Consider the following 12,762-nt stretch of genomic DNA (forward strand, 5'->3'; position numbering starts at 1 on the left):
CAAACGGGGCGAACGCGCAGCACGCGTTCGCCCCTCGCATGAGATCACATCAGGTCAGCTGGCCTTGAGCCGGAACGTCTCGTGGCAACCGCCGCACTCCTTGCCGATCGCCGGCGCGGTCGCCTTCAGGCTGTCGAGATCCTTGATCTTGGCCTTGGCCTCGGTGACCACCTTGGCGAAGCTGTCGATCTTGGTCTTGAAGCCGGCATGGTCTTCCCAGATCTTCGGCGACGGGCTGTAGTCGCCCTCGAACTTCGCGCCCTTGACGCTGGCGGGATACATCGTCGGCAGCTTCTTGGCCGTCTCGTCGAGCTGCGCCAGAGCGGCATTGACCGCGGCCTGGTCGTACGGCTTCTCGCCCTTCACCATGGCGATGAGAACACCGCCGAGGTTCTTGGCGTTGGCCTTCATCGTGTCCTGGCTATGCTTGACCAGATCCTGCTGTGCCATCACGGCGCCCGCCCCTAGCAGCAAAGCTGCGACAGCCACGACAGTCCGCTTCATCAATTCGCTCCTTTGTTGTCACAATCCCGTCCAGCCCACCTGAACGGGTCGCTCGGTTAGATCAACCCCTCAGCCCGCGGATTATTCCGGAATTGAGGCGGATATCGGAGAGGCCACGGAGGGAGAGTACTCAGAGACTGTGACGGCGATGCTGCTCCCGGATCGCGATCCAGACGCGCTCCGGGGTCGCCGGCATGTCGATGTGATCGATCTTGTACTCGCGCCAGAGCGCTTCGACGATCGCATTGACCACAGCCGGGCAGGAGCCGATCGCGCCCGCCTCGCCCGCGCCCTTGACACCCATCGGATTGGTCTTGCAGGGCACGTTGTGGGTCTCGAAGGTAAAGGACGGCGCGTCGGCGGCGCGCGGCAGCGCGTAGTCCATGAAGCTGCCGGTGACGAGCTGAGCGTCGGAGTTGCTGTAGACCACCTGCTCCATCAGCGCCTGACCGATGCCCTGCACCGCACCGCCATGCACCTGGCCGGCCAGCAGCAGCGGATTCAGCGTCACGCCGAAATCGTCGACGATGACGTAGTTGACGATTTTGATGATCCCGGTCGCCGGATCGATCTCGACCTCGGCCACATGCGTGCCGTTCGGATAGGTGCCGTCGGCGCTGGCGAAGGTGGCACTGCCGTTGAGCTTGGCGGGATCTGTGCCCGGACGCTTGGCGAGATCGGCGAAGGAGATCGCCCGGTCGGTGCCGGCGACGCGGATCACGCCGTCGGCGATCTCGAGATCGCCGAGGCCGGCCTCGAGCGCTTCCGCCGCGATCTGCTTGAGCTTGTCGCCGAGCTCATGGGTGGCGCGCTGCACGCTGACGCCGCCCGACGGGATCGAGGCCGAGCCGCCGGTGCCGAGGCCGGTCGCGATTTCGGCCGTGTCGCCCTGGTGGATGTGGACGCGCTCCGGCGGCAGGCCGAACTGCTCGGCGACGATCTGGGCATAGGCGGTCTGGTGGCCCTGCCCGCTCGACTGCGTGCCGATCAGGATGGTGACGTCACCATTGGGATCGAGCCGCACATTGGCGGTCTCCTCGCCCATGGTGCCGCAGACCTCGACATAGCTCGCGAGCCCGATGCCGCGGATCAGCCCGTGCTTCTTGGCGGCCTTGGCGCGCTTCGGAAACTCCTTCCACTGCGCGATCTCCATCGCGCGCTTGAGATGCGCGTTGAAGTCGCCGGAATCGTAGACCTTGCCGGTCGCGGTCTTGTAGGGCAGCGCGCGCGGCGGAATGAAGTTCTTGCGCCTGATCGCATCGACGCTCATGTCGAGCTTGCGTGCGCAGGCATCGACCAGACGCTCGATGACATAGGCCGCCTCGGGGCGGCCCGCGCCGCGATAGGCGTCGACCGGCACGGTATGGGTGAAGATCGTGCGCACCCGGCAGTGGAAGGCCTGGATGTCATAGAGCCCCGGCAGCATGCCGGCGCCGCCATGCGGGATATAGGGCGCGAAGGTCGAGAGATAGGCGCCCATGTCGCCCATCAGGTCGACGTCCATCGCGAGGAACTTGCCGTCCTCGGCGAGCGCCATCTTCGCGGTGGTGACGTTGTCGCGGCCCTGCGCGTCGCCCATGAAATGCTCCGAGCGATCGGCGGCCCAGCGCACCGACTTGCGCAGCCGCTGCGCGGCGACCGCGAGCAGCGCATATTCCCGGTAGGGAAACAGCTTGGTGCCGAAGCCGCCGCCGACATCGGGGCAGATCACCCGCATCTTCTCGGTCGGGATCTTCAGCACGTTCTGGCAGAGAATGTCGCGCAGGCGGTGGCTGCCCTGGCTGCCCGCCGTCAGCGTCAGATGGTCGCGCTTGGTGTCGTATTCGCAGACCGCGGCACGCGTCTCCATGAAGCTCGCCACCACGCGCGGATTGACGATGCGGATCTCGGCGACCGCATGCGCTTTCGCAAAGGCGGCCTCGACCGCGGCCTTGTCGCCGATCGCAACGTCGAACAGGACGTTGCCCTTGTGCTCGGCCCACACCTGCGGCGCATCCGGCTTGATCGCATTCACGACGCCGGTCACGGCCGGCAAGGTCGTCCATTCGACCTTGATCGCCTCCAGCGCGTCGCGCGCGTGATCGAGCGTGTCGGCAACGACGAAGGCGATGGCATCGCCGACATGGCGCACCTCGTCCTTGGCAAGGATCGGATAAGGCGGCGCGGTGAACGGATCGGTTTCGAGATTGAACAGGCAGGGCAGCCCACCGAGCTCCGCGGTGTCGGCGGCGGTCAGAATCAGCGCCACGCCCGGCAAGAGCCGCGCCTGGGTGACGTCGATGGTGAACTTGGCATGGGCCTGCGGCGAGCGCAGCACCAGGGCATGCAAGGCGGCAGCCGGCGCCAGATCGTCGGTGTAGCGGCCCTTGCCGCGAATCAGCGCGTCATCCTCTTTGCGGAGAACGCCTTGTCCGACACCGAACTTGATTGGAGCTGCCATCTGGTTTCACTTCCCGCTTGCATTGTCGCAAATATTGGACGGCATATTGCAGCGGAACGAGGACTCGCGCAAACGCCATATGGCCGGCGCCGCAACACGCGCGGTCAACTCTCGGCAGGCATGCCAGCAAGCGATGCTGCAGCGCAAACCTCAGCGCCGCACCAGCGCCTTGAGCCAGCGCGGGCCGAACAGAACGAGAATGGCGCCCGCATAAATGACGGCGCCGACGATGATCAGCAGACCGAGAACGGCTTCATCCTGCATGCGGCCGAGCGATGCGAGATGGGTCGATGCCACGAAGGCCGTCGCCCACAACGTTGCCGCGAGCACCACGCCAGTTCCGGCAAATTTCATCAGCGACATGGTGAGCCGCCGATCGAAACGCAGATAACCCTTGTGCACGGCGAAGCCGAGCACAAGCAACAGGTTGATCCACGCGCCGACAGCCGTCGCCAGCGCAAGACCGACCTGCGCGAGCGAGCCCATCAGCAGCACCTTGAGCACGACGTTGGCGGTCAGCCCCGTGAGCGAAGCCTTCACCGGTGTGGCGGTGTCCTTGCGCGCGTAGAAGGTCGAGACCGCGCTGCGAATCATCACGAACGGAATGAGCCCGACGGCATAGGCGGCGAGCGTCGCCCCCGCCGCCGCCGCATCGCCCTTGGTGAAGGCGCCGCGCGCGAACATCGCCCGCGTAATCACGTCGGGCACGGCGAGGAACGCGGCGACGAACGGCACCGAGAACAGCAATGTGAACTCGAAGGCGCGGCGCTGCTGCTCCATGGCGCCCTCTTGGTCATTCGCCGTCAGCCGCCGCGACATCTCCGGCAGCAGCACCGTGCCGATGGCGATGCCGATGACGCCGATCGGCAGCTGGTTGAGACGATCGGCGTAATACAGCGCCGAGATCGCGCCTGCCGGCAGGAACGTCGCGATGATGGTGTCGGCGAACATCGCGACCTGCGTGCCCATCGAGCCGAGCGTTGCGGGACCGAGCGCCTTGAAGAAGGCGCGGATGTCATCGTCGAGCTTGAGCGGCGCAAAGCGCGGCAGCCCGCCATGGCGGGCGAGATCGCCGGCGAGCAGGACATATTGCAGGAAGCCGGAGATCAGCACGCCCCAGGCGGCGGCATGACCGACGCCGGGAAAGAACGCCGCCAGCGCCAAGGTCGCCATCATTGCGAGATTAAGGAAGATGGACGCCGCCGCCGCGCTGGCGAAGCGCTGCATCACGTTGAGCATGCCGCCATACAGCGTCACCAGCGTGATCAGCAGCAGGTAGGGAAAGGTGATCCGCGTCAGCGTGATCGCCAGGTCCCGCTGCACCGGATCGTCGGTGAAGCCGGGCGCCAGGATCGTCATCGCCTGCGGCATGAACACCCAGGCCAGGATCAAGAGCACGATCTGCGAGGCCAGCAGCAGCGTGAAGATGCGGTCGGCAAACAGGCTCGCCGAGGTCGGCCCCTTCTCGCCATGGACATGCGCATAGGCCGGCACAAAGGCGGCGTTGAACGCGCCCTCGGCGAAGATCGCCCGGAAATGGTTGGGCAGCCGGAACGCAATGAAGAAGGCGTCCGCGACCGGCCCGGCGCCGAGAATCGCCGCCAGCATGATGTCGCGGGCAAAGCCGGTGAGCCGAGACAGCAGCGTATAGCCGCCAACGGTGAAGATACGTCCGAGCATGGGGGGCTTCTAGAGCATTGCGGGGGGAGTTTGAAGCGGGGAACGGGTGGGACTTGCGCTTGAGGCCGAAGTGTGGCCTCCGGGGTGCGGTCCCACCTCAGCCCTACGAACGCCGAATGGCAAAGACGTTCCGGGCTGGCGGTGCATTCGTAAGAAACGTGTACCATTTATCGACGGAGCGTCACATGAACGACTCGACGTGTTGCGCCCATCTGTGTCCACATCGTCATGGCCGGGCCTGTCCCGGCCATCCACGTCGTTCGGCGCTCTCGGAACGACGTGGTTGCTCGGGACAAGCCCGGGCGTGACGGAGTAACAGTTCGTGGGGCGGGCTAGTTGGCGGAGCGTAATCCGCCACAGCCGATGCGAACACTCAATCAATGTCACGTCTTCGTCCAAACCAAGATCGGCCTAGCCCCGGGCACACCTCCGAAAACCTGCTTGGCCAACTCCGGATTGTGCCAACTTCGTAGTTAAGTTACTTAGGATTGGGTAACCGCCGCGAAGAGCTTACCGGCACTTCGTTGCCGGGCGGGAACGGAAAGGAACGATTCGTGCCGGACAAGCGGGTATCGTTTTGTATCGAAGCCAACGCAGCGAAGCGTGAGCTTTTCTTTGTTTTGGAGAGCGAGAAAACGGGCAACTTAAAGCTGCTGTTTCGACGATCTCTATTCCACAACCCTGACAACAAGAACGATCCCTTAGCGGGCAAGCTTATCGATGAACAGCGATATTCGCTTCACACGAGCCCGAACAGTACGCACGGACTCAATACATTTCACCATACATATCGGGTCGGCGAGCATCTGCGGCACGGGTACAGCTTCACAAAAGCGATAAAGTCAAAAACTGGCTTCGTTCCGCTCTTCTCAAGACGATGTCCAAACCTAGCACAACAACATTACATTCCGGGGTTCAAAAAAAGCACGATCGAGGTCGGACTTGGAAAATATGACCCAACGCGGTTTATGCTCCTGTACTCCGTCTTCGTAGGACCGCCCACACGAGAGTTTCTGCTGTTCTGCAGCCACAAGGTTTGTGCTGTGCAGTACCAGTTTGCTCAATTCAGCCTCGTAGTCCTTTGGAGCTTCCTAAGTCTTCCGTCGTCGGAAAACGGATGGAAGCTACACGCCGAGATCCCGCATCCTGATACAATTGCCGAGCACCCTGAATTGTCGTCGACGGCCCTCTCGTGTCAAGAAGCCGATTGTGTGAAGTATCACGAATCAAAGGTTTCTTATCTCCGACATCAGTTCCTGTGCTGGATCGAAAGTGCCGAAACGAGAAACTGCTCCGCAATTCTTGGGCAGCATATCAGGTACGGCTTGCCCGAAACACCAGAGTACCAAGACCACTTGCGACGCTTTGGGATATCAAGGCTATTTCCAACGCCCACCTATCCTGTTGAAGAAGGCAGTTTCAGTTTGGAAGACGGGTACGTGATTTTTGCTGGTTAAGAAGCCGAAACTTTCTTTGCAGCGCGCGCTGCTAAGCGGCGCAAGCTAGTGTCCGATGATCGTTCAAGGCAGGCACCGACCCCCGCTCCGATCCAATCTTCGCGATGAGGGGGCGGCTTTTCGTTGTCGCCTGCTCGTCTCCCGCCCGCCGCTCCGTCCCTACCGACTGCGCAAAAAGCTATTTCGCTAACCGCTTCAAGCACATTCCCCTATCCGGTTCGTATCGGAAATTATTCCTCTTTCTTTTTCTCCGAAATCATGATTGTATGCCGCCGTCCCGTCTCGATCAGAGGGGCGCTTCGCGGTCGTCACGGACGTTGAGGCGGGATGCGGTGGGTGTGTCGATGTTGCAGCGTGGTTCTCCATGCCGACGAACGACATCGATGCGCACGGTCAAGTCGCGTGGTCCTGGCATCCCGACGCTGATGCCAAGTCGGTGCTGATGCGCAAAGGCGCAGTGCCGATGACGGTGGCCAAAAAGCCCGGAGCACCGGGGAGAACGCGAAGCAGCCGTCAAAACCATCGCGCGGGGAATGCCGGGATGTCTCGGCTGAACCTGTGGTACCTGCCGCCTGCATTTTTTTCCGCAGGCGGGCCATGGGTGCGGCCAGCGCCCGGCATTCCCCGTGCCCTCTGCATGTTTGCGAGGGACGAACTGATCACAGGCCTCGGGCACCAGGTGCCGCGAGAATGCGCCGCTGTGTCGATCGCTGTTTGAGATGTAAATCGGAATGCGAGCAACGCGGCCGTAGGGTGGGCAAAGCAACCGCCCGCAGGGCGGTCGCGTGCCCACCGCGCATCCGCATCGGCGGTGGAAATGGTGGGCACGGCGCGCGATAGCTCGGCGAAACAAGCGGTCAGATGGGCGCGCCTTTGCCCACCCTACAGAGAGCCGGCCGTTAATCTCACCGCTGTCATCCCGGACAAGCCGGCCGACGCGAAGCGGCGGCGGGCGCAGATCCGGGATCCATACGCTGTGCAGCTGGTGGGGTGCGCGGAACGGGCCGCCTGCCCGTTTCGGAGATCACGCGGTATGGGTCCCGGCGTTCGCCCGGACGACAGTGTTGGTTGCGACTGTCGGCGGGGCAGATCGCCCGCCGGGGCTGTGAGCCGCGCCGCTGCAAGCGGCGTGACGTCAACGATGCCTTATGCCTCAGCCCTGAAGTGCGCCGCGCACGACGTCGATGATGCGCACCTGCGTGGCTTCGTCGAGATAGGCGTGCATCGGCAGGCTGATGACATCGCTGGAGAGCTGCTCGCTGACCGGCAGGCCGCCATCGGCGGTCGGGAAGATGCGGTAGGCGGTCTGCTGATGCATCGACTTCGGATAGTAGATCGCGGTCGGAATGCCCTGCGCCTTCAGCGCCGCGGCGAAGGTGTCGCGATCGATGCCCTTGGGCAGGCGGATGGTGTATTGCGCCCAGACCGAGGTGCAGCCCTCGACGAGACGCGGCACCTTCACGACATCGGCCAGCGCGGCCGTGTAACGCTCGGCCACCTTGTTGCGCGCGACGATCTCGTCCTCGAAGATCCTGAGCTTCTCGATCAGGACCGCGGCCTGGATGGTGTCGAGCCGCGCGGTGAGGCCGAGGCGGACGTTGTCGTATTTGTCGCTGCCGCCGCCATGGGCGCGCACGCTGCGCAGGCGCTCCAACAGGCCGGCATCGTCGGTGAGGATGGCACCGCCGTCGCCGAAGCAGCCGAGCGGCTTGGCCGGATAGAAGCTGGTGGCGGTCGCCAGCCCGAAGGTGCCGATGCGGCGGCCCTTGTAGCTGGCGCCAAAGCCCTGCGCGGCGTCGTCGAGCACGAACAGGCCTTCGTCCCCAGCGATCGCGGCGACCGCATCGTGGTCCGCGCTCTGTCCGAACAGATCGACCGGGATCACGGCCTTCGGCTTGAGACCGAGCCGCTTGGCGGTTGCGATGCCGCGGTGGAGCGAGGCCGGATCGATGTTGAAGGTGTCCTCCAGCACGTCGACGAACACCGGCGTGGCGCCGGTCAGCGCCACGGCTTCGCCGGTGGCGCAGAAGGTGAAAGACGGGCACAGCACGGCATCGCCCGGGCCGATGCCCTGGGCCATCAGCACCATCAGCAGCGCGTCGGTGCCGCTGGAGCAGCTCACCGCGTATTTGGCGCCGCAGAATTCAGCCAGCTCCTTCTCGAGCTGGATGATTTCGGGGCCGCCGAGAAACTGGCAATGCGCGAGCACGCGGGCGACGGCGTCGTCGAGCGACTTGCCGAGCCGCTGGCGCTGCGCGGCGGTGTCGATGAACGGAATGGGCTGATGACGCAGGTGCTGATTCATGAGCTCTGACAAAGGTTCGGATCGAGACGATGGGGTGAAGCGGAGGCGTGGCCGGCTAGCCGGCCACGGCGCGACGCTTGGTAGCAGCCGCCTCGGCGGGACGATGGCTCGAGGTCTCCAGGCACTGCGTGGCGATCGCCAGACTCGCGACGCCCTCGTCGCCGGTGACAGCCGGCGAGGTGCCGGAGCGGACCGCATGCAGGAAGGCGATCAGCTCGGCGCGCAGCGGCTCGTCATGGCCGACCGGGAGATGGCGCATCGAGTAGCTACCATCCGGCTTGAAGCCGAAGCACTCGGTGACCTGGCGCGTCAGCAGATCGCCCATGATGTACTTGCCCCGCGTCGCCACGGTGACGTTGCGCGCCTTGAACGGCGTCAGCCAGTTGGTGTTGATGTGGGCGAGCACGCCGGAAGCGGTGCGGAACTGCAGGAGCGCGATGTCCTCGCGCTCCGCCACCGCACTCGACAATTGCGGCTGCACCTCGATGATGTCGGATTCGGTGAACCAGCGGATGAGGTCGATGTCGTGCACGGCGAGATCGATGACGACGCCGACATTGGACATGCGCGGCGGGAACGGGCCGACGCGGGTGATCGCGATCGACAGCAGGTCCTCGCCGGCGATCGCCTTCTTGATCGCGGCCACCGCCGGATTGAAGCGCTCGACATGACCGATCATCAGGGTGACGCCGGCGCGATGCGCGGCCGAGACGATCTCCCTGCCCTCCTCCACCGTGGAGGCGATCGGCTTCTCGACCAGCAGATGCACCTTGCGGGCGATGCAGGCGAGCGCGAGCTCATGATGCAGGTGGGTCGGGGCGGCGACGGTCACCGCATCGACGCCCTCGGCGACGAGCTCATCGAGCGTCTCGAAGGTCGGGCAGTTCGCAAGCTCGGTGACGCGGTTGCGATGGGCGGGCAGCGGATCGACCACGCCGACCAAGTGCACATCAGGCAGTCCGGCGAGCACGCGGGCATGGTTGCTGCCCATCACGCCGGCTCCGATGACGCCGACTCGCAGCGCCTGCCTCAGCTCGGCCTTGTGGCCCGCCCCCTTGGAACTCATGTCATCGACCCCATCAATGTCCCCGGATTGCGACGTCACGGATTGGCCGTAACGGTTAACGAACTGCAAATCACCGGTCGAAGCTCTCCTAGCATGCCGGTTGAAGCGAGGCGAATGCGGAAACCTTTTTCAGGACACGATTTGATTCAGAAAGTTACATCGGGCGCGGACGAAAACCGCTGTCTTTTGAACGGCGTGTGCGATGCCCTTCACGTGTGGCAAGTGCCCTGTTCACGCGTCACGACAGGCCGCGGACAGAACGGTTGCGGCGCCTTCACGCCTGCGTGTTGGCCGCAGCCGGAGGTAACGCGGTGGATCCCGCCAGCGAAGGAGATCACGTCACATCGCCGGAGAACACCCATGACCCTCAGCCTCGCCTCGCTCCGCTACGCCTCATCCTTCGCCGTGCTGCTCGCCTCGCTTACCCCGTGGTCGCCGTCGGCTGCCGCCGTGGATCGGCCTGTCGTCATCGAGCTCTTCACCTCGCAGGGCTGCTCCTCCTGCCCGCCTGCAAATGCCTATCTGAACGAGCTGGTGCGGCAGCGCCGCGACGTGCTGCCGCTCGCCTTTCACGTCACCTATTGGGACCGGCTGGGCTGGAAGGACCCGTTCTCATTGCCGGCCGCCACCGATCGCCAGGCCCGCTACGGCAGCCGCTTCGGCGACGGCTCCTACACGCCGGAGATCGTCGTCGACGGGGTGACGGGTCATGTCGGCTCCAACAGGGCCGAGGTGGGAGCCGCGATCGATCGCGCCAGGGGCGCCAGCGCGACGGCGGCGCCGGTCAAGCTCGCACGCGATGGCGACAAGCTCGCGGTCGAGGTCGGCGGCGGTGAAGGACGTGGACGCGTCGTGCTGGTCGGCTTCGATCATCGGCATGAGACGGCGATCCGCCGCGGCGAGAATGACGGCCGCACGCTGGAGGAGCTGAACGTGGTGCGCTCGGTGCGCACGCTCGGCGATTGGAGCGGCACGGCGCTGCGCCTCACCGAGCCGATGCCGGAGGGCGAGGATGCGGCCGTGCTGCTCGAAAGCCCGGAGGGGCGCATCGTCGGTGCCGCGCGGCTATAGCTTCGACCGCCTGTCAGGCGGACGCGCAGGTGCGACGCCAGAACAGGCGGTAGCCCTCCTCCACCTTGCGCGTGTAGGTCTCGACATTGCCGGCGGCGGAGCTGCCAACCATCGCCGGCAGCTCCGTCCGCAGCTTCGCAAGCTCGGCCGGCTGCGCGGCCTGCTTCAGGGCGATGGCGATGTAGCCGTCGTCGTCCTCGGCCACGAAGTCGCCGAGCCCGACCGCCGTGTTGATGGCGGCTGCCGCGCGCGCCGCCGCGCCGTGGCCGAGCTTCGCGATCACGGGGACTCCGGCCTGCAGCGACTCCCAGGTGCTGACGCCGCCATTCTGCGGAAACGGATCGAGCGACATGTCGATGCCTGCGAACTGCGCGATGTGCTGATCGCGCGTCGACAGACCGAGGCAGGTGATGCGCTCCTGCGCGATGCCATGCGCCACGAACCGCGCGACGAGGCCGTCGCGCAGCAAGGGTTCATCGAGCGCGCCGTTCTTGATGACGATCCGCGAGTCCGGCAGCGCGCCCATCAGGCGCGACCAGAGCGCGAGCGCAGGCTCGGAGATCTTGTCGATCCGGTTGAAGACGCCGAAGGTGACGTAACCGTTGCGCAGCATCGGCAGTGGCGTCGGCTGCCATCCCTGCAAGGGATCGGTGGTGATCACGGCCGGCAGGTCGTAGACCTGCTCGGCGAACAGATGACGTGCAGCTTCGGGCACGGTCACCGGATCGGCGAAGAAGTAGTCGATCGTGGGGAGGCCGGTGCCGGTGCCGCTGCCCCAGGCCGTGACCTGGACCGGCGCCGGCTTGCGCGCGAACACCGGCAGCCGGTTGCCGGCGGAATGGCCGGAGAGATCGACGAGGATATCGACCTGATCGGCCTCGATGCGATCGCTCAGCTCCTCGTCCGACATCTGCCAGGCGTCGACCCAGAGGTCGGCGGCCGCGCGGCACTGGTCCGTCATCGTATCGCGCAGCGGCGAGCAGGAGTAGCAGATCACCTCGAACGCGGCGTGGTTGTGATGACGCAGCACCGGCAGGAACACCAGCGCCGCCGAATGGCTGCGGAAGTCGGACGAGACATAGCCGATCGTCAGGCGCCGCTCCGGATCACGATCCCGCACCGGCGGCGGACGGCGCGCGACCTGGCTGCCGATCCTGGTCCACCATTCGCGTCTCGCCGCCTGATGCTGGGCGAAATCGGTGTCGGGCATGAAGTCGAGCAGGAAGATCTTGGCGGTGATCGCATCGCCATAGTCGGGCTTGAGCGCGAGCGCGCGCTCGAAGTGCTGCAGGGCGGTCGTGAGATCGCCCTGCTTGCAGAAGCATTCGCCGAGCCAGGTCCAGGCGACCTCGGACGCGGGATTGATCTCCAGCACCTTGCGGCAAGCGTCCATAGCCGGCGCGATGTTGTCCCTGATCACACTGAGCTGCGCGAAGCCGAGCAGCGCCACCTCCTGTCGCGGATCGAGCGCCAGCGCGGCCTCGAAATCGGGCATCGCCTTGTCGAAACGTCCGGCCTGCTGATGCAGCCGGCCGCGCTGTGCCAGCACTTGCGCGGCGTTGGGCTTGATGGCGAGGGCAGCGTCGAAGGCCGCCAGCGCCTCATCGGAATGGCGCAGGTTGATGCTCGCCAGCCCCTTGCCGAACATCGCCTCCATGTGGCGCGGATTGAGCGACAACGCGCGATCGAAGCTCTGATTGGCCTCCGTGTTGCGACCGAGCGGAAGCAGCGCCATGCCGCGATTGCAATAGGCGTCGGCATAGTCCGGCTTGAGCGCGATCGCCCGGTCATGCGCGGCGATCGCCTCCTCCGGCCGCCCCAGGCGCATCAGCGTGTTGCCGAGACCCGTGAGCGCCACGAGCAGATTCGGCTTCAGCGCAATCGCCCGCTCCTGGCATTTGCGCGCGTCCTCGAAGCGTTTGCGGTTGAACAGCGCGAGGCCGAGATTGGAGAGCGCCTCGGCATGCCGCGGCTCGATCTCGACCGCCTTGGTCAGGGCCTGCTCGGCGAGATCGGGCTGGCCGCCGTCGAGCGCCGTGACGCCGAGCAGGTGCAACGCATCGAAATGATCGGGCAGCAGCGCCAGGATCTGTCTGCAGATCGCCTGCGCCTCGGCGTGACGGCCGGCACGATACGCCGCCACGGCGCGCGGCATGAGCTCGTCAGCCTGCTTGCGATGCTTCTTCTGCAGTCTCGCATTCTGGAAGGCGCGAGAGCCGACATTGCTTGTCAAGAGACT

Annotated in this window: 9 protein-coding genes; 3 read left to right on the forward strand and 6 right to left on the reverse strand. The window is 65.0% G+C overall.

The window, feature by feature from the left end; all coding sequences use genetic code 11:
• Positions 1-54: 54 nt before the first annotated feature.
• The 3 genes from QX039_RS03070 to murJ all read right to left on the reverse strand — a co-directional run bounded on the left by QX039_RS03070 (position 55) and on the right by murJ (position 4,624).
• Positions 55-504, reverse strand: a complete 450-nt coding sequence (locus tag QX039_RS03070; RefSeq protein WP_315738876.1) for a cytochrome c — start codon at positions 502-504, stop codon at positions 55-57.
• 130 nt (positions 505-634) lie between these two features.
• Positions 635-2,944 (reverse strand): xanthine dehydrogenase family protein molybdopterin-binding subunit, encoded by a 2,310-nt coding sequence (locus QX039_RS03075; protein WP_315738878.1) that lies wholly within the window; start codon positions 2,942-2,944, stop codon positions 635-637.
• A gap of 150 nt (positions 2,945-3,094) precedes the next feature.
• Entirely contained in the window at positions 3,095-4,624 is a 1,530-nt protein-coding gene (gene murJ / locus QX039_RS03080; RefSeq protein WP_315773362.1) for a murein biosynthesis integral membrane protein MurJ, read from the reverse strand.
• 554 nt (positions 4,625-5,178) lie between these two features.
• On the opposite strand from murJ, the gene QX039_RS03085 reads away from it, so the two are divergent.
• Positions 5,179-6,081: a hypothetical protein gene (locus QX039_RS03085; RefSeq protein ID WP_315773363.1), complete on the forward strand. Its 903-nt coding sequence runs from the start codon at positions 5,179-5,181 to the stop codon at positions 6,079-6,081.
• A gap of 364 nt (positions 6,082-6,445) precedes the next feature.
• Positions 6,446-6,799, forward strand: coding sequence for a hypothetical protein (locus QX039_RS03090; protein WP_315773365.1), 354 nt, complete (start codon positions 6,446-6,448; stop codon positions 6,797-6,799).
• Between the two features lie 435 nt (positions 6,800-7,234).
• On the opposite strand, the gene QX039_RS03095 is transcribed toward QX039_RS03090, so the two are convergent.
• Together QX039_RS03095 and QX039_RS03100 are read right to left on the reverse strand one after the other, a co-directional pair.
• Positions 7,235-8,386 (reverse strand): DegT/DnrJ/EryC1/StrS family aminotransferase, encoded by a 1,152-nt coding sequence (locus tag QX039_RS03095; RefSeq protein WP_315773367.1) that lies wholly within the window; start codon positions 8,384-8,386, stop codon positions 7,235-7,237.
• Between the two features lie 55 nt (positions 8,387-8,441).
• The gene (locus tag QX039_RS03100) at positions 8,442-9,452 is read right to left on the reverse strand and encodes a Gfo/Idh/MocA family oxidoreductase (RefSeq protein WP_315773368.1); all 1,011 of its coding nucleotides are present in this window, start codon (positions 9,450-9,452) and stop codon (positions 8,442-8,444) included.
• A gap of 360 nt (positions 9,453-9,812) precedes the next feature.
• Between QX039_RS03100 and QX039_RS03105 the strand changes: the two genes are divergently transcribed.
• On the forward strand, positions 9,813-10,523 hold the full coding sequence (locus tag QX039_RS03105) for a DUF1223 domain-containing protein (protein WP_315738882.1): 711 nt from the start codon (positions 9,813-9,815) through the stop codon (positions 10,521-10,523).
• 13 nt (positions 10,524-10,536) lie between these two features.
• Here QX039_RS03105 and QX039_RS03110 read toward each other — a convergent pair whose 3' ends face one another.
• Entirely contained in the window at positions 10,537-12,756 is a 2,220-nt protein-coding gene (locus tag QX039_RS03110) for a tetratricopeptide repeat protein (RefSeq protein WP_315773370.1), read from the reverse strand.
• Positions 12,757-12,762 lie beyond the last annotated feature (6 nt).

Origin of the sequence: Bradyrhizobium sp. SZCCHNR1043 (assembly GCF_032489675.1) — a bacterium.
Classification (GTDB): domain Bacteria; phylum Pseudomonadota; class Alphaproteobacteria; order Rhizobiales; family Xanthobacteraceae; genus Bradyrhizobium.